The sequence below is a fragment of the Acinetobacter tandoii genome, from assembly GCF_008867985.1.
GTDB lineage: Bacteria > Pseudomonadota > Gammaproteobacteria > Pseudomonadales > Moraxellaceae > Acinetobacter > Acinetobacter tandoii.
Genome location: NZ_VXLD01000019.1, coordinates 1 through 20207, shown reverse-complemented (window position 1 = coordinate 20207; position 20207 = coordinate 1). Strand labels below are relative to the sequence as shown.

The window sequence follows — 20207 nt, the reverse complement described above, 5'->3', positions numbered from 1 at the left end:
AGCAGAACGTGCGTTCCCATATCTCTGTCGTGAATGTTGTCTCAGAGCCTGAATTTGAATCATTGGGTCTTTCTCAAGCCAAGCATATGTTGGCTGAAAGGCTCAATATTCAAATCAATTTGCATACGCACGATGCATGTAGTTTTGCCGATCTATTAGATCCTGAGCAGTGTTTAATGGTGCTCACTGAATTTTCAACGCGTATACAGGCTGTTAACTTAACCTGTTCAGGTTCAATGTTTATGAAATATTGGGCAGTTCCAATGTTGTTCCCTTATTTATATGCATTATTAACGGAAGAGGTGAGTTTGCCTTGGGAATTGTCTGCGCTTTCAGTGCAAATATCAGCGACTTGGTATTGGGACCGTCATTTAAATATTAAACCCACCTCTTTAAAAAAGGATACGTGGTGGACACAACAGCAAACGTATCAAGCAACCATGCTGAGGATTTTTAATGATTTAAGTCAAGTATTTGAGGCCATCAGTAAAGTTGCAAAAGTGCAGAAGTTTTTGCTTTGGGAAAATACAGCACTCAGGATTTTACAGTTCTATGACCTGATGCAGAAACAAAATTCATCTCAACAGACGTTGACAAAAATTTTGCAGCAACGCCAATTCTTATCAAATTTATCTGCTGAATCTTTTGGCTTAAAACAAAATCCATTTCTTTTGTTAGAACAAAAACGAAAGTTAAACAGTGGAACTTACCTAAGGAAAAAGTGCTGTTTTTATTTTCAACTCCCCGAATCCAAACGTGAATATTGCAGCAGTTGCCCTTTAGCTAAAAAGGATCAAGAAAGAGATCACAGCCCATGTCAGATCAATTAAATCGTTTATTTACACAGTATGCCAATATTGCTAGCTCAACCATTGGGCATGTTTTAGATACAGGTTATTTACCTGAAATTCATGCAGTTAATTCCGTTCAACATGTTGTAGGACGGGTGCGAACGGTCACTTTAAACTCCATCAATGCCATGCAGCTACGCAATGCATTGTTAGAAAGCAAAGCGGGTGACGTACTGGTGATTGATGCGCGGAAACTGGGTTACCGTGCTTGTTGGGGAGAACAACGTCATCGTGCAGCGATTTACCATGAATTGGCCGCCATCATTGTTCTTGGTGCAGTCACTGATATTTGTGCTTTACGTGCCATGAAAGTTCCCGTATTTGCTCAAGCGGTGAGTTGTTTAACAACCCGAGCAGAAGGAGAAAGTCTGGTCGACTTTGATCAGGATATTCAATATTTTGATTCAATTATTTCAACAGGCGATTTGATCGTTGCTGATGCAGATGGCGTTTTCATTTTAAAACCTGAGGTGGCTGCACTCCATTCAGAAAAATTCCAACAAATGGAACTTTTGGAACAACAAAAAAGAGAGCAGTTTTTTAGTCAGCATCCCACAGAACAGTATTACCACAGCATTTAACTATCGGTCTAAGACAAAAAGAAAGGACTTCTATGCAAACATTATCCTCAAGTCTTCCTCATTATTTTTCTTATGCAGAAAAAGGGATTGCCTATGCATTGCGCGCAGTGGTTTTACCTGAAGATTTTCCACTACTTTATAAATGGATGCATACACCTCATGTCATCCCGCAGTGGCAACTGAACAAACCCGAACTAGAGCTGGCTGTCTATTTTGAGAAGATGCTGATTGATGACCATCAACGTTTGTATATTATTCAAATTGAAGGGCAGGATGTGGGCTATTTAGAAATATACGAGGCTAAACGGGATCGGTTGTCCTTATATTATCCTGCATCAGAGTTTGATTTAGGGTGGCATATCTTATTGGGCGAAGAAAGTGTGGTGGGAAAAGGGCATTTTAAAGCTGTAATGCGCATGATGAGTTATTTTATTTTTGAGCATTCTCCAGCAGAGAAAATTGTAGGGGAGCCCGATGAAAGTGTGAAATCGTATGAATATGTCGCCCATGAGATTGCTTTTGAAGCCCAGAAAAAGATACACATGTTAGAAAAAACAGCCATTTTATATCATTGTTTTAGAAATAAATTTTATGAAAAGTGTGGAGCATTAGCTCGTTCATAGAAAAAAATAATAGGTATTTTAGAAATGTCTTCCATTGGGGAGACATTGTTTAGCTTGTATTTTTAACAAAACTTAGTCCCACAACTGTATTTAGACATAGCCATTAAAATCCATCAAAAAATAAAAAAGTGGAATAAAAGTTTTTACAATAGTAATAATAATGATTACTATTTGCACCAATATTAATACTTACTATTTGGAAATAAAAATGCGCTTGTCACACTTTAGCCTTTGCTTGCTTACAACAGCAATTTGCACCCAACTTTATGCAAATGATTCCGTTGCGATAGGGGCTGAAACACAAAATGCCGAAGCGAAGCTTCCCACGCTGGTGATGACGGCAACACGAACACCCAAAAGTATTGCGGAAATTGCGGGGACGGTTCAAACCATTTCAGCAGATGAAATTGCACAACAGGCAGGAACAGGTCGTAAAGTTGCCGATATTTTAGCGCAACTGGTACCGTCACTTGCACCAAGTAGCGGAACAAGCAGTAACTATGGTCAAACCATGCGTGGCCGTAATGTATTGGTGATGATTGATGGGGTATCTCAAACAGGATCACGTGATGTCGCGCGTCAACTGAACAGTATTAGCCCGAATATGATTGATCATATTGAAGTCGTTTCGGGTGCGACCAGCATTTATGGTTCTGGCGCAACAGGCGGTATTATTAACATTATTACTAAACGAGCAGACAAATCTGACCCTGTCAGTTTTCAGACCAAGTTGGGTGTAACCGCCGCCGATAATTTCCGTAGTGATAGTCTAGCTTATCAAGTTGGACAGACCTCCTCTTTTGCCCATGACAAAGTAGATGGTTTTCTGGGCGTAGACTATACCAGCCGTGGTTCACAGTTTGATGGTCGAGGAGATCGTATTTCATTAAGCCCGTGGCAGGGCAGCACAATGGATACCGATACCATTGATGTAAATGGACGACTGAATTTTAATTTGACGGATAGCCAAAGTTTAAGTTTTGGTGCGCAATATTATAAAGATGAACAAGATACCGAATATGGCCCTGATTATTCTTATCTACAGACAAAAACAGAACCTTCTTTAAAAGCAATTAAGGGGTGGAGCTTAGACAAGCAACCATTCACCGAACGCTATGCTTTTAATACACAATATCAAAATCAGGATTTTTTAGGGCAAATACTAAATGTAGAAGCTTACTATCGAAATGAAAAATCTAGATTTGTCCCTTATGGCTACTCGAAAGATGGTGTGAGTGTTAAACAAAGCCAGTCCAATGTGGACTATGCGGGCATTCGCTCGACCTTACAATCCGATTTGAAAGTGGCAGATCGTGAGTTAAAACTGACTTATGGTTTGGACTATGACTGGGAAAAAGATCATCAGTGGGCAGACTTTTATCTGCCTAGCAACACAGGTTTAGTTTATACCCCAACAGGCGAAACACAAGGTTCAGGCCCAGATACTCAAATTCAGAATATCGGGACTTTTTTACAAGGGGATTATGCTTTAACTGATCGCCTCAATGTACAGGCAGGTGTACGTTATCAATATGTCCAAGCCGATACTGACAGTTATTTAACAGCACGTAAGCCTTATACCTTAATGGCAGCGGATTCGACAGATTCAGATAAATTTCTGTTCAATTTAGGGACTGTTTACAAACTGACAGATGCGCAACAACTTTATGCTAATTTCTCTCAAGGCTATAGCTATCCAGATGTACAACGCGTATTACGTGATGTCGCAGCATATACCTTAACGACTTCGGGTATTGAGCCAATTACGGTCAATAGCTATGAATTGGGTTGGCGTCTAAATCAAGATTCAGGTTTAAATTTAGGTTTAACAGGCTTTTACAATACTTCTGATAAAGTCGTGCAATTTAACTCTGACCGATCTGTCAATGTAGTCGATACCGATCAACGCATTTATGGTGCAGAAGCCACTGTGAGTTATCCATTTATGGAGAACTATAAAGTGGGGGGAACTTTGGGTTATACCCGTGGTCAGTACAAAGATGCAGCGGATAATTGGCATGAGTTAAATGCTTTTGCAGTTTCACCAATGAAAGGCACTTTATTTGCAGAATGGAGCAATGCTGAAGGTTATGGTGTACGCGCTCAAATGTTAGCCATTAAAGGGACAGACAAAGCTTATAAAGATGATCTGGCGTTAAAAGCAGCTGGAATCACAGATAGTAACAGTGCGGCAGAGATTAAAGGTTATACCACCATGGATGTGTTGGCACATTTCCCTGTGGCAAAAGGTCGAGTCGATTTCGGGGTTTATAACGTATGGGATAAGCAATATAAAACCGTATTTGCTCAACAAGCTGCAGTGACGAATGCCAATTCACTTCTGGCAATTCCTGCGGAAGGACGAACCTTTGCGTTAAGTTATACTTTTAAATATTGATTTGAATGCAAAAGTGCCCGTAATGATTTACGGGTACTTTTAAAAAACTGCTCAAGCCAACTGATAGTACATACATCCACGACAAGAGGAGCAACGAATCGAATAAAAGGTTCAGTCATACCAACCGTTCTGCACTGATGACGAACTTTATCGTCAGCTCACAGCAAACTCCCTCGTTCATCTTTCATTTACCCAAGCTCTTATAGATCATCGAATTGCTTTTACTACAAAGCATTCAGTTTCCTATTCTTTTACTTTTGCATACGCTTTAGTAGCTAAATATCCACTACAGTATTTAGAAGAGGTTTTATTACCCAGTTAAAAATAATCAATTGCCTAAACATTATTTTGCAGCAGGGTTGTCCTTATGAATTCACGCTTTGTTCACAACGGGGTCATGTATTTTGCATGAAACATTACAGATAGGTTAAGCAATGCAAAATTTCTTCAAAAGCTTTCTGAGCCATGCTGCGATTGTTAGTATCGGTTTATTCTCATCATTAGCCGTTCAGGCCGAAAACCCAAAACCGCAAGCCGTCCCCCAGATTGATATTAATAAATATGTTGGCAAATGGTATGAAATCGCACATTTTCCAATGTACTTTCAACGCAATTGTGCCAGCGACACGACTGCAAATTACTCCCTAAATTTAGATAAGACCGTGGGCGTATTGAATAGCTGTCGTACTAAAACAGGTGAAACCATTTCGTCTCAAGGGGTGGCTTATCCGCAAAATGCTGGAAATAGTCAGTTAAAGGTCAGTTTTTTGCCTACAGGACTAAGATGGATTCCTTTTACTCAAGGGGATTACTGGGTACTTCGAGTAGATCCTGAGTATAAGGTTGCACTGGTGGGTGGTCCTAGTCACAAATACTTATGGGTACTGTCACGTGATCCGAAAATAGATGAGTCAATCTACCAATCTTACTTACAAACAGCCCGTCAATATGGGTATGATGTGACTAAATTAGTTAGAACACCACATCAAAATTAACCCATTCAATGCACTGTGATTTTTCTGGTCCACGATGAAACTGAGGAGTGAACTTCACATAAATTTCATATCGTGTTCCATAAAATGAAAAGCAAATATAAAAACTCAAAATGCGGAAGAAACAATGTCCAAATTTTTTCTACGCTGGATGGATAGCTGGTCGGGTGATGTAAAAACCCAAACAGTGCAGCCAGACAGTCCATCCAAAGACTCAAAAATTCAATGGTTGCGTATCTCGCCTTTCATTCTATTGCATCTTGCAGTTTTTGCCGTGTTTTGGGTGGGAGTATCGAAATTCGCAGTGCTGTTTATGCTGGGGTTTTATCTCATTCGAATGTTTGCAATCACGGCATTTTTTCATCGCTATTTATCGCACAAAACCTTCCAAACTTCTCGTATTGTCCAGTTCATTTTTATTTTGATTGGAACCATGAGTGCGCAACGTGGGCCTTTATGGTGGGCCGCCCATCATCGTTATCACCATCGGTTTACCGATACGGAACAAGATCCGCATTCTTCAACGCAGGGTTTTTGGTATAGCCATATTGGTTGGTTCTTGAATGATCACAATTTCAAAATTCGTAAAGAAGTGGTGAAAGATTGGTTGAAATATCCCGAATTGGTCTGGTTGGATCGTTTCAGTCTCCCTGTCGTATTACTCACGGCAGTCGCCATTTATGGGTTGGGAGAATGGTTGGCTGTCACATATCCACAGCTTGAAACTACGGGACCTCAATTATTGGTCTGGGGTTTTGTCATTTCAACAGTATTATTGATTCATGCCACACTCTGTATCAACTCTCTTGCACATCTATATGGTTCACGAGATTTTGACACGACAGATCAGAGCCGTAACAATTTTTTTCTTTCGATTATTACCCTTGGCGAGGGGTGGCATAACAACCATCATTATTATGCAGGAAGTACCCGACAGGGATTTTATTGGTGGCAAATTGATGTGACTTACTACGTATTAAAAATCCTGTCATGGTTAGGCTTGGTTTGGGCTTTAAAGCCAGTGCCAGCACGAATTTATACTGCAAGTCGCCGTAATAACACATTACTTCAGCTTGAGACAAAAAAATTAAAAAAGGAAGATTGTTTATGAAGATTGCGGTTATCGGCTCGGGTATTTCAGGTATATATGCAGCGTGGAAATTATCGGCACAGCATCAAGTCACAATCTTTGAAAAAAATCATTATTTTGGTGGGCATACCGATACGCATCATTTTCAAATTGAGGGGCAGAGCATCGCTGTAGATAGTGGCTTTATCGTATTTAATGATTACAACTATCCATTGTTTAGTGAGATGCTGGCAAAACTCGCAGTAGAGGCACAAGCCAGTGATATGAGCTTTTCGGTCAATAACTGTGTCACAGGCTTACAATACAATCCGTCAAAAAAATGGTCATTGCTCACGCGTCCGCAAAATTTTTTCAATAAAAACTTTCGACATATGTTGGCTGATTTACTTCGTTTTTACCAAGAAAATAAAGACTTATCGATAAGTGACTATGACGCCGAGATGAGTATTGAAAGCTATTTAGACCAACATGGTTATTCAGAAGCTTTTCGCCATGAGCATTTATATCCAATGTGTGGGGCTTTATGGTCAGCTCCAGTCGATCAGGTCGGGCAGATTCCTTATAAGTTTGTGGTCAGTTTTTTCCAGCATCATCGTATGCTTCAGTTAAAAGAGAGACCACAATGGCAAACTGTCAAACAGGGTTCAAATCGCTATATTCAGGCAATTCAACAGCAATGCCCCACAATTCAGTGGGAAAACTTAGCGGTACAGCAGGTTCGACGTTATCCTGACCACGTACAGGTTCAAACAGAAGCAGGTTTACATACTTTTGACTGGGTGATATTTGCCAGTCATGGCGATGATACGCTTGCATTATTAGAAAATCCGACGGATTTAGAACGAGAAATTTTAGGAAGTTTTACTTATCAAGATAATCATATGGTGGTTCATCATGATACTTCAATTATGCCAAAACAACGCTCGCAATGGGCAAGCTGGCATGTACATGTGACACCAAAAGATCAATCAGCGCTAGATTCATCGACTACTCATTATGGTTTTACGTACTGGATGAATAATTTGCAAAATTTGAAATGTAAAACTCAAATCTTTGCCACTTTAAATCCGAATATGAAGATTGATCCTGCCAAAATACTGGTGCAACGACATTATCGTCATCCTGTATTTGATGAAAAAGCGATTCAGGCTCAAGGGCGGTGGCATGAATTACAGGGGCTAAATCGTACTGCGTATTGTGGGGCTTATTGGGGGTGGGGCTTTCATGAAGATGGTGCACGCAGTGCTGCGCGTGTGGTTGATTATTTGACTAGTTATGCTCATTAATAAAGGAGCTTACAGATGTTGAATACTCCGCTGGCTATTGCTGAGGCATGCATCCGACATCGGCGATATGCACCTAAAGCACATAGTTTTGAATCTAAACTGAGCTATTTATGGTTTGATCCAGATCAGTTAGAAAGTTTTACCCATAAATCACCGTTTTGGTCCGCTCAGCACTGGAATATTCTGAATCTGTATAGTGCCGACTTTTTAACAGACTATCATGGCAGTCTTAGACAAAAGGTCCAGAAAGCCGTATTGCAATATGCGAATGTCATGTTATCTCCAACTTCACAAATACGCATTCTGGCTTTGCCACGTTGTTTGGGCATTCGGTTTAATTCCGTAGTTTTCTATTTTATTTTTGATCAACAGCATCAGCAGCCGATTTTCATTCTCAGTGAAATCACCAATACCCCATGGAATGAACGCAAGGTGTATCTGCATGATTGTCGCCAGCCACAACAAGTCCATGGTGATTTTAAGGGGTATGAGTTCAATTTTGAAAAATCATTTCATGTTTCGCCATTTATGCCGATGGAACTTGATTATCGGTGGCGGTTTAACTTTTCAGACTCACTGAATGTGATTCACATGCAACTGTTTGAACAACAAAAACAGATATTTGATGCCACGATGCGCTTTCGTTTGAATCCCATCACATTTCCTTCACAACAACATCATTATGCTCTGAGATATAGTCTAGAACCTTTAAAAATGATGGCTTCTATTTATGTTCAAGCCTTGAGGTTATGGTTGAAAAAGGTTCCATTTTATCGGCATCCGAAAAAGAATAAGGATTAATCCCTCATGATGAAAGCATTACGTTATGGTGAGCAAGCTTCATTGCCATTTTTACTTAGAAGCCTACTCAGACTACGTCATGGACAAATTACTTTTCGTGGCGTATGGAATGGTACTGTTGGAGAGGCTTCAGATTTGCATGCTGTGATTGAGGTACACAATCCGGATGTCATGCAGTTGATATTCAAACAAGGCGTATTAGGTGCTGCCGAAAGCTATATTCGTGGAGACTGGAAAAGTGATGATCTGGTCGAACTTATACAGATTTTGGCTCGAAATCGTGAAGTGTTGGATAAGATTAATCAAAATGCCATGGCGCAACTGAGCCAGTTTATACTGAAAAACTGGTACAGAACTCGGAGCAATACCCTGAGTGGCAGCCGTAAAAACATCGCAGAACACTACGATCTCAGTAACGATTTTTTTAAACTTTTTCTCGATCAATCCATGATGTATTCCAGCGCAGTCTTCGAATCTGTAGATATGTCTTTGGAAGCTGCCTCTGATTTAAAAAAAGAGTTGATCTGTCAAAAACTACAACTAAAACCTTTAGATCATTTGGTCGAGATTGGAAGCGGTTGGGGCGGTTTTGCAATTTATGCGGCTCAACATTATGGCTGTAAAGTCACCACCATCACTATTTCTCAAGCACAGTTTGATGAAGCTGTGGCTCGTGTGCATGCAGCAGGTTTAAGTCACCGAGTTGATGTGCAATTGAAAGACTACCGTTTGTTAGAAGGTAAGTATGACAAATTGGTGTCAATTGAGATGATTGAGGCTGTAGGTGAACAGTATCTTCCCACCTATTTTAAAAAATGTCGTGATTTACTTAAGCCACAGGGGCTGGCACTGATTCAAGCCATCACCATTGAAGATGCGCGCTATCAAAAAGCGCTGCGAACGGTTGATTTCATTAAACGCTATATTTTCCCTGGTAGCTTTATTCCGTGCATAAGCGTGTTGACAGAGAGAGCGTCGCAACAAAAGTTAAGATTGAAACAGCTTGATGATATTGGACTCAGCTATGCCCAGACTATCCATCATTGGCGTGAGCGCTTTCTCAATGCGAAAGAGCAGGTTTTACAGTTAGGTTTTGATGAAAACTTTATTCGGATGTGGGACTTTTATTTATGTTATTGCGAAGGCGGCTTCAAAGAAGGCGTAATTAGCGATGTACATATGTTATTTGAAGCCAGCAGTCATTAATTTGGCAAATCGAGAAAGGGGAAGAGGATGTTCGTTAAGCTCGTAATCTTGAACCTTGCGATTATGTTGTGTTGTTGGGTTTGGGCAACATTCAACCGCCGTGTAGGCATTGTGGATGTTGCTTGGAGTGGCTGTCTTGCTTTAAATATTATGCTGACAGCTATTTTTATTGATTTAGCTCCGATGCCTATCCGTCTGTTCATTGGCATTTTGAGTGGTCTTTGGTTTATTCGATTGAGCGCGCATTTGTTGCGACGTTATCTTGCCGAACAACACGAAGATACGCGTTATGCCAATATGCGCCGTGCTATGGGGAAATTTCAGCACTTTGGTTTTTTACTATTTTTTATTTTTCAGGCGGGTTTAGTTGTTTTGTTTTACCTGCCAATGTGGGCTTTATTAACAACGCCTCAACAGGATTGGAGTGTTAGCTATCCCGTATTTTTAGCTGTTGCTGCACTTATTTTAGTCCTCGCGTTTGTGGGCGAGACGATTGCAGACCAGCAGCTCTATCGCTTTAAACAACAGCCCCAACATCGTGGTTTAACCATGGATCAAGGACTGTGGCGTTATTCACGCCATCCCAACTATTTTTTTGAATGGATTCATTGGTTTGCCTATCCTATTTTAGGGGTGGCAGCTGGACTCCACTTGCTCTGGATATATCCTGTGTTGATGTGGCTATTTTTGTATTACATCACAGGTATTCCGTTTAGCGAGCAACAAGCACTTAAAAATCGTGGGCAGAATTATCTCGATTATCAACAGCGGACTTCAATGTTCATTCCGTGGAAACCCAAAAAGTAGGTACGCACATGGATTATATAATTCAAAAATCATTAAAACTGGTTGAAAGTGGTTTAATTCCAGACCAAGCCATTCGGGCTGCAATCCGTAGCTTGAGCAAAAAGCGTTTGATTCAAGAGGGTCGTGATGATCCTGAACAGGCGGCACAGCGTTATATGGATGTGCTGAATATGCTCAAGCAGAGTGAAATCGCCATTGAAACCAAGAAAGCCAATGAGCAGCATTATGAGTTACCGACCCAATTTTTTCAGGCAGTATTAGGTAAGCGGCTGAAATACAGTGCATGTTATTTTGCACATGAAACGACCACTTTAGATCAAGCTGAAGAGTTTGCTTTGCAACTCTACGGTGAGCGAGCAAAGTTACAAGATGGTCAAAGCATATTAGAGTTAGGCTGCGGTTGGGGCTCATTTAGCTTATGGATGGCTGAGCGTTATCCAAATGCGCATATTACTGCTGTTTCAAATTCGAAAACGCAGCGTGAACATATTTTAGAGCAGGCAAGAATTCGTGGCTTTCAGAATATTGAAGTCTTAACCTGCGATGTGAATATTTTGGAACTTGAGCCAAATCATTTTGATCGGGTAGTTTCTGTTGAAATGTTTGAACATGTACGAAATTATCAGCGCTTATTTGAAAAAATTAATGGTTGGCTCAAGCCTGAAGGTTTATTGTGGTGTCATATATTCTGTCATCGTTTTTTGCATTATCCGTTTGAGATAAAATCTGAATATGATTGGATGTCAAAATACTTTTTTACTGGCGGACTAATGCCTTCGGTCTCTACCTTTTTACATTTTCAAGAGCATTTACAACTCAAACAGCATTGGCAATGGTCTGGTCAGCATTATGAACGTACTGCAAATGCTTGGCTGGATAATATGGATGCACATCAAGAGCAACTTAAACCGATCTTTGAGCAAACCTATGGCAAAGAGGCGGATGCTTGGTGGCAACGCTGGAGAATATTTTTCATGGCATGCGCGGAACTGTTTGGTTTTGAACAAGGGCAAGAGTGGGTGATTGGTCATTTTTTATTTCATAAAAAGATCCTTTAATCCACCGCTGCCGATCATACCTAAGGAAAAGATATGCAGAAATCCCAGACACATAGTTTTCAAAAGCATGCCTTAACGGAAATTTTCAATCGTTATTATTGGTTGCAAATTGGGCTGATTGCCTTGTCAATTGTGGTCGGGATAGGCTGTAGTGCTTGGATCATTAAAGGTTCCTTATTAAAGACGGCATTAGAACAAGAAATGGAGCATTATTGGTCGCGTGTGGCACGCGATCCAGATGCCGATTTACCTGATACCAAAAACCTTTATGGTTATCGCTGGAATACTCGTACGCCACCTCAACAGTTTCGGAACATGCACTTAAATATAGGAGTCAATCGTATTTGGGTGGATGGCAAAGAGCGTATGACGGTATATGGCGAAAAAAACGGCCAACACGTTTTGCTGGTCTTTGGTGAAAGTAATGTCAATAAGTTGGTCTGGTTATTTGGATTAGCTCCCCTCATGTTCAGCCTGTTTATTCTTTACAGTTTTTTATGGTGGTCAAACCGTCGTGCTAGACGTTATTTCTCACCGATTACTCGGCTTGCAAACGCTTTAGAACATATAGATTGGGCACATCAAAAGACTCAAGCATCTCCCTTTCAAGATATTTACACCAACGGCAATATGGAAGCGGAATATCTGAAGCAGGCACTAGAAAAGTATCATGATGTCTTGAGTGAATTTATTCAGCGTGAACGCGAATTTACTGGTGATGTTAGCCATGAATTACGCACGCCACTGACAATTCTAAAAGGTAATGTACAGCTTTGTCAGGCTCGATATGGACAAGATAAAGTATTTACCCGCTTAAATAACACCATTGATGATATGCAGCTTTTGGTCGACACTCTATTGGCGATTGCACGAAATACCACTCAGCATATTGCTTCAGAGCAGATGTTATTGTCTGAAATTATTGATGATTTGGTCGATTCCTTGCATGCAGTTAGTCAAAGTAAGGGGATGCAAATTTATGTGCAGCAGGATACATCTGAGCAGCTTAGAAACTTGTACCCCTCTATGACTAAAATGGTGCTGAGTAATATTCTCCGAAATGCATTGAATTATTCGCAAGGTTCAGAAATTCAGATTATTCAACAAAAGCATAGTCTGCTGATTGCGGATAATGGCATTGGAATCAATTTACCAAATGATGCCAAGGTGCAAGAATTGAAGAGCACAGCACTTGGCTTCGAAATAAAAGGACATGGTATCGGTTTACAATTGGTTGAAAAACTTTGTAAACAGTTGGGGTGGCGAGTGGAACTGTTCGATCGCGAATATTATATGTCTATTCATCCTGAACTTAATTTGGCAGCAAATACAGGTTTGGTGGTTGTGGTTTATTTTTACTAGTAATCTTGGGATTTCAACGAAATTTTTACACCTACACCTGAAACAGTATGCAGTAGTTTTTGCGGGAAAGGTTTATCAATCATTTTGCGTAGGTTGTAAATATGACTACGTAAAGCATCACTTTCTGGTTCTTCATCACCCCATAGTTCAATCATAATTTCTTGTTTAGTAATCACCTTGGGTGAGTTACGCATTAAGATTTTAAGTAGTTTGAACTGAATTGGAGGGAGCTCAATAGCTTGTCCAGCACGGGATACAGTTTGCGTGGCACTATCTAATACAAGATCATGAATTTGCAACTTATGATGGGTGACCTCACCCAAAGCACGTTTAATCAAGGCACGAATGCGCATGACCAATTCATTAAAATCGAAAGGTTTAACCAGATAATCATCAGTACCTGATGCAAAGCCTTTAAGTTTGTCATCTAGTGTGTCACGTGCTGTAAGCATGAGTACAGGAATATCCAGATTTTGCTGATGACGAAGCCATTCGCACAACTCATAACCAGAACCATCGGGTAAATTAATATCTAATAATAATAAATTATAGTGTTGTGACTTGAGCAAAGTTTTTGCCGCATCCAAATTTCGGGCATGATCGATTACATAGCCATGGGCTTCCAAAAACTCGCAGACTGTTGCTGCCAATTCGAAATGATCCTCGACCATCAGAATAAAGTGATTACTCATATGCTTAAAAGAATGCCAATTAATTTAATAGTTGTTGCTTTAATTTAGCATTAAATGGGGCACTGCCAAACCAGATTTTAAAATATTGATTGGCATTCGCATCACGAACTTCTCCTAGCTTTTTTTGATTGAGTTTTAACTCAAGTTTTTGATTTTCATGTTGATAAACCAGACTATAATGATCTCCGACTTTAACAGGTCGGTAGAGTTGGGTAATTTGATTTAATTCTGATTTTTCAGTAAAGCCCGTAACATTTTTCTTTAAAAAATAGGTGGCAGCCTGCTTAAATGCCCATTCTGGAATGTCGTGGCTATAGTTGAAATCTAAGCGGATGGTCTGGTTGTCCCACGGCTTTTGGCAGTTGACCGCGAAATAGCTCACTGTACCCACATTTTTTTTGGTTACAACCAGAGGTGCGCTGTTACATTTTTCCAGACTGGCTGCACTTGTGGAAAGGCTGACCATACATGTAGTTGCACCGATCAAGCCAATCAGGATTTTTTGAATGGTAATACCCATTTGTAAGCACCTCCAAAAACAGGGAGTGAACGATATAGACCATTGGCAGGGTCCCAGTAATCTTGCTGAAAAATAATTTGTTGGTTTGAATTGATCTTGATCTCGCTAATTCCATAGGACGCCATGGTTTTAGTCCGTCCAAACATTTTAAAGTCGTAAGCCATATACCAATGAATGTAGGCTGAATCTTGATGATGGGTTGCGCTGATCAATTTGACGCTGACGTTGCTGACGCGATTATTCATACCTTCAAAATGCTTGATCAGCTCTTGCTTATTGGAAAACTGAGATAACGTATCATTAATATACAATTGATCTGCATACAGGCTACTTGCTTGAGTAACAAAGTTGGATGTACCCAAAGTATTGAAGGCAGCGACAAAACGCGAACCTATATCGTGGGCTTGTGCATCATTGAAGGGAATGCCTTTTATCTTCTGATCTGCTTGACTGTAGTCACTGCTATAACTTGGAAGACTTTTACAGGCAGTTAGACTGAAAACTGCGATAGTCGTGGTGATTAGTGTAGTCAAAATTTTCATCACACTATTTCCTTGGTTTTTATTTAATGTAAGAAAGCTGGTGTGAAGCGAATGTGAATAGCTTTTTCTAGCAACTCCACGTTATAAAACTAAAAAAATCACAAAAAATTCATGTTGCTTTTTTTAAGATTAACAACAAACAGAAAGCCGCTAATTCAATACAAGTGAGCATGAGTACATGAGCATTTAGGTTTGAATATCATCCTAAAAATAGTTTTAGCTTAGAATTTTATCCAAGAGAGTATTGTGAATATTACCAACACATTCGTTGAGCAAGAGTTGTCCAGAATCATTGAAATGGCTTGGGAGGATAGAACACCTTTTGAAGCGATCCAACGTGAGTACGGATTAGATGAGTCTGCGGTCATTCGTCTAATGCGGCAGAATTTAAAAACTGGCAGTTTTAAATTATGGCGCAAACGTATGGTAGGTCGTAAGAGCAAACACCAACAATTACGATCACCAGATATTAGTAGGGCTTATTGTTCACGTCAGTATAAGCATGCATAGTGATAATGCGTGGTTATCGAAAAATTAAATTTGTTCGAACAAGATATAGGTCAGTCTATTGTAATGCTATGACTAGACTTATTCACCGAGTTAACCGAGCTTGTCGTTTACATCTTTCTGAACAATATTTGACTTCGTCCCAGCAACGCTGCCATTTTTTTCGCCATGTAAAAGGACGTTTGCAATACATGCATATTTTTTCTGGTAAATGCTGTTTTTTCATGTTCTTACAATTGATCTAATTGATGAAGTAATGATTGGGCATGGGCGATGAGCTTAGATTTATCTTGCAAACGATCTAGTTGTTTATAAATGATAGCCATACGTGGATTGTGACGAAAAATGGCTTCATGCTTGAGCATAAAATACCAGTAAAGACTGTTAAATGGGCAACTGTCTGGTTCGGTTTTGGTCTTAACGTTATAGCTACAGTGTTGGCAGTAATCTGACATTTTATGAATATAGTTGCCCGATGCTGCATAGGGTTTACTTGCCATTAAGCCACCATCGGCATGCATCACCATGCCTAAAGTGTTGGGTAATTCGACCCATTCATATGCATCTGCATATACAGCTAAATACCATTCACAGATTTCCTGTGGGTGTATACCTGCTAAAAGTGCAAAGTTCCCCGTAATCATCAAACGCTGAATATGATGCGCATAGGCATTTTTAAAGGTACTCCGAAAACACTCTGCCATACAGGCCATTTTGGTTTGACCTGTCCAGTAATATTGCGGTAAAGGCGTTATATTTTCGAGCGCGTTCTGGTGGCTATATTGAGGCATATATAACCAGTAAATGCCCCGAACATATTCTCTCCACCCAAGAATCTGTCGAATAAAACCTTCTACTGCATTCAAGGGTGCTTGACCATTGTAATAAGCTGTTTGAGCAGCATCACAGACTTCTTTGGGCAATAACAAGCCACAATTTAAATATGGGGAAAGCAGACTATGGAACATAAAATCTGATCCATAAATCATGGCATCTTGATAGTCGCCAAAGTAGGGCAAGCGATCAGAAATAAAATGATTTAAAGCAAGCAGCGCATTTTGACGAGTGGTTGCCCAGTGAAACTGCTCAATATTACCAATATGCTGAGAAAATTCTGCTTTAACGAGTTGAATAACGTTCAAGTCAATTTGGTCATGTTCAAATGTTAATGGGTTAGGCAGAGGTGGTTTGCCTAGCCATGCTTTACGGTTGGCTTGATCAAAATTCCATTGCCCACCCACAGGCTGTTGTTCATGCATTAAATATTGCGTTTGCTTACGCATTTCTCGATAAAAATACTCCATTCTCAGCGTTTTATATTTGCTTGCCCATTGATTAAATTGTTCTAAGCGATAAAAGAAACGATCATCTTCCAAACACACAACGGGTAGTTGTAGCGTGTTACCCCATGACGTCTCAATTTCATGCTGTAAACGATATTCACCACATTGGGTGACGACCAGTGTAGTTGCAGGAAATAACTGTTGTTGACTCTGGATGAAATCAATTATTTTTTTGATTTCGCTATCCCGTTTGAATGGGTGATAACGAACTTTCCAACCTGCTGCTTGAAGTTCCTTGGCAAAGTGGCGCATGGCACTAAAAATCAGCGCTATTTTTTGCGGATGATGGGCAACATAAGTTGTTTCTTCAAGTACTTCAGCCATAAGAATGATGTCTTCTTCACGGTTCAAATACTTGAGTGTTGCCAGTTGGTGATTTAATTGATCACCTAGAATTAAACCAAAACGCATATTTTTTTTAATATAAGGTCATGTTAAATGTAGTCTAAGCTTTTAAAGATCAATTTTATGTGAAACGTTGGGATGAAAAATCTTTAGATCATTATGAGCATCAGTTGAATGCAATCATCACAACGGTTATTGATGTGCCAGACAGAGAAAAAGCGTTAAACATCATCAAGGATAGACGTAGTTTTCTATACCTAGAAAAAGAAACGGAAGTGCTGAATTGAACTTGTAATTTAAGTCTATTTCGTTGTTTAAATAGTTTAATTTGCTTGGAACAGTGTATCGAAACACGCTTTCAGCATAGAGGCTAACAGCGTGTTTCTTTATCTTTAAATGGGGTTAGAAAGACAACATATTAGGGCTGAGCAGCCTTAGCCAAATACTGGGACATTTCTTCTTCAGGCACCATACCACCACCCGTACCCCAAACAATATGGTGGGCATTTTTAAGTTGTTGTGGTGTTAAATGATGCATTGCCGCATATTCAGGATGTTTGGAAATGAGCACAGGCCCCAACATGCCAGCTAGAGCTGAAGGTTCGAGTTGCAGTTTTTCGGTTTGGTTCAGCAAACCCAGCAATTGATAAAGGGTCTGATCATCTAAAGTGTAAAGACCGTCTAATAATCGCTGCATGGCGCGACCGACAAAACCAGAAGCACGACCAACAGCGAGTCCATCTGCATCGGTGATGTTGTCGATGCCTATCTCTTGTACCGAAATCTGATCATGCAAGCCTGTGGCAATGCCCAATAACATGCAGGGAGAATGTGTGGGTTCGGCAAAAAAGCAATGAACATGATCGCCAAATGCCATTTTTAAACCAAAAGCTACACCACCAGGACCACCACCGACACCACAAGGTAAATAGACAAATAAAGGGTGTTCTTGATCGACTTGAATATCACGTTGTTGTAATTGCTGCTTTAAGCGTTCCCCTGCAACGGCATAACCTAAAAACAGGTTTTTGGAATTTTCATCATCAATAAAATAGCAGTTTGGATCTGCGAGTGCCGCTTTGCGTCCTGCTTCAACCGCAACACCATAATCTTCTGCGTATTCGACAACAGTGACGCCATGCGCACGTAATTTATCTTTTTTCCATTGTCGAGCATCTGCCGACATATGGACTGTCACATTAAAACCCAGTTGCGCACTCATGATGCCAATAGATAGCCCTAGATTTCCCGTGGAGCCTACCGCAATACGATATTGACTAAAAAACTTTTTAAATTCAGAGGCGTTTAATTTGGCATAGTCATCTTGTAAGGTCAGTAAACCTGCATCCAGTGCTATTTTTTCAGCAAAATAGAGCACTTCATAAATTCCCCCGCGGGCTTTAATAGAACCAGAAATGGGCAAATGACTATCCTTTTTAAGCCAGAGGGTTCCTTCAATTTTTTGTCCGAATTGTGCTTCTAACTGTTGTTGCATCTTTGAAATAGATACCAGATCAGATTCGATGATTCCATTGTTTGCGGTTGTTTCTGGAAATGCCGTCATGAGATAGGATGCAAAGCGAGCTAAACGGTCACGTGCATCATAAATGTCTGCCTGATTGAGTCCAACATAAGGTAACCCTTCTTCTAATGTTGTGAAATCAGGATTAAACCAAATGGTTTCTTTCAGTTCGATCAATGTTTTAACGATGGGGTACTGTTGAGTGAGTTGCTGGATCTGTTGAGGATTCATGTGATGGCTCATATAGGTTTTGCAGGCTAAAAACAGAAATATTTAGTGGCAAGACAACGACTGTGAGCTTATTTCAATGCATTTACTATACTGGGTCAAATGATGATATTTGACGTATGCATGAAAATAATTCATCTGTAATCTACTTTAGTGTTGAATAAAACATGTTTAGATGAATTGATTTTAAGTCAAAGCGTATGCTTAATTTCAATATCAAGATGAGAGCCATGAATAGAGATAAAACAAATGAGTACGTCCTATAACAATCTAACAGGTTTTCAGTTATCCAAACTTTATACTTTTGAAGTTGCTGCAAGACACGAATCATTTGCTATGGCAGCCGCTGAGTTATGTTTGACACCGAGTGCTGTCAGCCATCAAATCAATCTGCTTGAAAAAGAACTCAATATCCAATTATTTGAACGTTTGCATCGTAAGGTGGTCTTGAGTCATGCAGGGCATAGATTACTGGCAGCTTTACAATTATCTTTCGATCATTTAAGTAGTGAAATAAAAGCAATTCAAAATCAGGCTTTGACGGGTTCTCTCACCATCTATGCACGGCCCTCAATTACTCAATGTTGGCTGATTCCTAAATTGCAGGATTTTATTCAGCAATATCCATTAATTGAACTATCAATTTTAACAGGCAATGAGATGGTGAATTTTCAACGCACAGGTATTGATCTGGCACTGTATTTTGGCCATCAACCATCACAACATTTAAATTATGATTACTTGATGGATGAACAAATTGTTCCTGTATGTAGCCCGAAATATGCTGAAAAGATGAATTTAACTGGGAAGTTACAACAGTTACAGCATTGCACGTTATTGCACGATAGCCAAGCATGGAACAATGAGACTGGTATGGATGAATGGCAGAGCTGGGCGACTCATTTTTCTGTGGAATTGGGTTTATCGAAGGGGATGCTGTTTGACCGTTCGGATTTGGCATTGCTTGCCGCAAAACAACATTTGGGCATTTGTATGGGACGAAAAAGGTTAGTGCAACAAGACCTTGAAAGTGGGGCATTGATTATGCCATTTTCTGAAATGTTTTTAGCTTGTGAGCAGCATTACTACACCATTTCTGGAAAAAATCCACGATTACCGAAAGTTGATGCTTTTATTCGATGGTTAAAAGTTCAAACCTAATTCTTGAATAACTGAATGTGGTTGAAGTTGAATAATTTTGTAAACACAAAAAGCCTCAATTAGATTGAATATTCTGTTGATCAGTATTTGGTAAAACATCTTAGGAGTTGGAGAGAAGTTTAAGAAACCAATGAACCCCATCATTTTGATTTTTATTGATATTCAATATTTTTTCAGTTAAATATTTAGCGCATTTTCATTCATGAAATCATGCGTCTATAGCCTAAATAATGCTGCCTAATTTCCTTTCTATATTGTCAATTTACGTCATAAAGTGTCATAAAATTCAGCC

General features: G+C 39.8%; 21 protein-coding genes. 15 read left to right on the top strand and 6 right to left on the bottom strand.

Translation table 11 applies throughout. The annotated features are described in order from the left end of the window. Window positions 1–8 precede the first annotated feature (8 nt). From F4W09_RS16185 to F4W09_RS16130, 12 genes are all read left to right on the top strand, one after another. Window positions 9–830 carry a (2Fe-2S)-binding protein gene (locus tag F4W09_RS16185; RefSeq protein ID WP_244948588.1) on the top strand — a complete coding sequence of 274 codons (822 nt, stop codon included), beginning with the start codon at window positions 9–11 and terminating at the stop codon, window positions 828–830. Continuing rightward, window positions 815–1432, top strand: a complete 618-nt coding sequence (locus F4W09_RS16180; protein WP_151505387.1) for an RraA family protein — start codon at window positions 815–817, stop codon at window positions 1430–1432. The genes F4W09_RS16185 and F4W09_RS16180 overlap by 16 nt, the downstream gene beginning before the upstream one ends. A gap of 32 nt (window positions 1433–1464) precedes the next feature. Further along, window positions 1465–2055: a GNAT family N-acetyltransferase gene (locus tag F4W09_RS16175; protein ID WP_151505386.1), complete on the top strand. Its 591-nt coding sequence runs from the start codon at window positions 1465–1467 to the stop codon at window positions 2053–2055. Between the two features lie 208 nt (window positions 2056–2263). Further along, window positions 2264–4453, top strand: coding sequence for a TonB-dependent receptor (locus F4W09_RS16170; RefSeq protein ID WP_151505385.1), 2190 nt, complete (start codon window positions 2264–2266; stop codon window positions 4451–4453). A 434-nt stretch (window positions 4454–4887) separates the two neighbouring features. Beyond that, complete coding sequence (locus F4W09_RS16165; RefSeq protein WP_151505384.1) at window positions 4888–5448, top strand: lipocalin family protein; 561 nt, start codon at window positions 4888–4890, stop codon at window positions 5446–5448. A 124-nt stretch (window positions 5449–5572) separates the two neighbouring features. After that, on the top strand, window positions 5573–6556 hold the full coding sequence (locus F4W09_RS16160) for an acyl-CoA desaturase (RefSeq protein WP_151505383.1): 984 nt from the start codon (window positions 5573–5575) through the stop codon (window positions 6554–6556). Beyond that, window positions 6553–7821 (top strand): NAD(P)/FAD-dependent oxidoreductase, encoded by a 1269-nt coding sequence (locus F4W09_RS16155; protein WP_151505382.1) that lies wholly within the window; start codon window positions 6553–6555, stop codon window positions 7819–7821. Before F4W09_RS16160 ends, F4W09_RS16155 begins: the two co-directional genes overlap by 4 nt. 15 nt (window positions 7822–7836) lie before the next feature. After that, complete coding sequence (locus tag F4W09_RS16150; RefSeq protein WP_151505381.1) at window positions 7837–8622, top strand: DUF1365 domain-containing protein; 786 nt, start codon at window positions 7837–7839, stop codon at window positions 8620–8622. A 6-nt stretch (window positions 8623–8628) separates the two neighbouring features. Continuing rightward, the gene (locus F4W09_RS16145) at window positions 8629–9828 is read left to right on the top strand and encodes an SAM-dependent methyltransferase (protein WP_151505380.1); all 1200 of its coding nucleotides are present in this window, start codon (window positions 8629–8631) and stop codon (window positions 9826–9828) included. A 27-nt stretch (window positions 9829–9855) separates the two neighbouring features. Further along, entirely contained in the window at window positions 9856–10635 is a 780-nt protein-coding gene (locus F4W09_RS16140; RefSeq protein ID WP_151505379.1) for a DUF1295 domain-containing protein, read from the top strand. Window positions 10636–10643: 8 nt separating this feature from the next. Further along, the gene (locus F4W09_RS16135; protein WP_151505378.1) at window positions 10644–11693 is read left to right on the top strand and encodes an SAM-dependent methyltransferase; all 1050 of its coding nucleotides are present in this window, start codon (window positions 10644–10646) and stop codon (window positions 11691–11693) included. A 33-nt stretch (window positions 11694–11726) separates the two neighbouring features. Then, window positions 11727–13055 (top strand): sensor histidine kinase, encoded by a 1329-nt coding sequence (locus tag F4W09_RS16130; RefSeq protein WP_104441583.1) that lies wholly within the window; start codon window positions 11727–11729, stop codon window positions 13053–13055. Here F4W09_RS16130 and F4W09_RS16125 read toward each other — a convergent pair. The 3 genes from F4W09_RS16125 to F4W09_RS16115 are packed head-to-tail and all read right to left on the bottom strand — an operon-like array spanning window position 13052 to window position 14809. Continuing rightward, a complete protein-coding gene (locus F4W09_RS16125; protein WP_151505377.1) occupies window positions 13052–13747 on the bottom strand; it encodes a response regulator transcription factor in 696 nt (231 codons plus the stop codon). The genes F4W09_RS16130 and F4W09_RS16125 overlap by 4 nt on opposite strands. 19 nt (window positions 13748–13766) lie before the next feature. Beyond that, window positions 13767–14267: a chalcone isomerase family protein gene (locus tag F4W09_RS16120; protein WP_151505376.1), complete on the bottom strand. Its 501-nt coding sequence runs from the start codon at window positions 14265–14267 to the stop codon at window positions 13767–13769. Further along, a complete protein-coding gene (locus tag F4W09_RS16115) occupies window positions 14240–14809 on the bottom strand; it encodes a nuclear transport factor 2 family protein (protein ID WP_151505375.1) in 570 nt (189 codons plus the stop codon). Before F4W09_RS16115 ends, F4W09_RS16120 begins: the two co-directional genes overlap by 28 nt. 252 nt (window positions 14810–15061) lie before the next feature. On the opposite strand from F4W09_RS16115, the gene F4W09_RS16110 reads away from it, so the two are divergent. Continuing rightward, window positions 15062–15319, top strand: a complete 258-nt coding sequence (locus tag F4W09_RS16110; RefSeq protein WP_272482707.1) for a TIGR03643 family protein — start codon at window positions 15062–15064, stop codon at window positions 15317–15319. An 82-nt stretch (window positions 15320–15401) separates the two neighbouring features. On the opposite strand, the gene F4W09_RS16105 is transcribed toward F4W09_RS16110, so the two are convergent. Further along, window positions 15402–15542 (bottom strand): DUF2256 domain-containing protein, encoded by a 141-nt coding sequence (locus F4W09_RS16105; protein ID WP_104441588.1) that lies wholly within the window; start codon window positions 15540–15542, stop codon window positions 15402–15404. Between the two features lie 4 nt (window positions 15543–15546). Next, window positions 15547–17070 (bottom strand): cryptochrome/photolyase family protein, encoded by a 1524-nt coding sequence (locus tag F4W09_RS16100; RefSeq protein ID WP_151505373.1) that lies wholly within the window; start codon window positions 17068–17070, stop codon window positions 15547–15549. A 59-nt stretch (window positions 17071–17129) separates the two neighbouring features. Between F4W09_RS16100 and F4W09_RS17185 the strand changes: the two genes are divergently transcribed. Then, entirely contained in the window at window positions 17130–17291 is a 162-nt protein-coding gene (locus F4W09_RS17185; protein WP_158654353.1) for a hypothetical protein, read from the top strand. Between the two features lie 131 nt (window positions 17292–17422). On the opposite strand, the gene F4W09_RS16095 is transcribed toward F4W09_RS17185, so the two are convergent. Continuing rightward, a complete protein-coding gene (locus tag F4W09_RS16095) occupies window positions 17423–18757 on the bottom strand; it encodes a D-serine ammonia-lyase (protein ID WP_104441590.1) in 1335 nt (444 codons plus the stop codon). Between the two features lie 246 nt (window positions 18758–19003). On the opposite strand from F4W09_RS16095, the gene dsdC reads away from it, so the two are divergent. Next, entirely contained in the window at window positions 19004–19915 is a 912-nt protein-coding gene (dsdC, locus tag F4W09_RS16090; RefSeq protein ID WP_151505372.1) for a DNA-binding transcriptional regulator DsdC, read from the top strand. Window positions 19916–20207 lie beyond the last annotated feature (292 nt).